At 73.9% G+C, this 689-nt stretch carries 1 pseudogene; it reads left to right on the forward strand.

The window, feature by feature from the left end:
* Nucleotides 1–689 (forward strand): annotated as a pseudogene (locus tag G3N94_RS41875) (hypothetical protein); the annotation flags it as partial.

Below are 689 nucleotides of genomic sequence, written 5' to 3' on the forward strand. Positions count from 1 at the left end.
TCGCGACGCTGCGCGCGCTGCCCGCGCCGGTCGTCGTCCGGATGCGTGCGCACTTCGAGCAGGCGCTGCTCGTCGTGCTGCGCGCGCAGCAGGCGCCGTCCGATCCGGCGCTCGCGGGGCTCGATGCCTGCATGGCCGAACTGGCCGGCGATACCCCGTACGACTACTGGCGGCTCGCAACCGCGTGCCTGCGTGCGCTGCGCGCGAGCGGCGCGGCCGAGCTGAAGCGCTTTCTCGCGCGCACCAACCTGCTGCTCGGCGAGCATGCGCAGGGCCTGCGCGTCGCACCGCCCGACCTCGTGCGCGAGACGGTCGCGCTGCTGTGGCGCGACTTTGCACTGTTCGGCGCGGCGGCCGAAGACGTTGCGCTCGTCGACGTGCTGCACGACTACGGGCTGACGGTCGACTGGCATGTGGCCGCCACGTCGGCGTCCGAAGCGCTGTGGGAAGCCGATGCCGCGCGCGCCGAGCATGACGCGGTTGCGGCCGCGCCAACCCGCGAACTCGGCGTCGTGACCGTCAACGCGCATGCGTATGAGGATTTCCTGCAGACCGCCGACGCGTCGATGGCCGACCTGACGGTCGATCCCGCGACCGCCGAGGCCGGCGCCGCGTGGCGCGCGGCCGAAGCCGCATACCGCGTCGGCGCGGCGGCCTGTGCGCTCGGCCTTGGCCACGCGGCGCTGCTG

The organism is Burkholderia sp. Ac-20353 (genome assembly GCF_017104785.1).
In the GTDB taxonomy this organism is placed as follows: domain Bacteria; phylum Pseudomonadota; class Gammaproteobacteria; order Burkholderiales; family Burkholderiaceae; genus Burkholderia.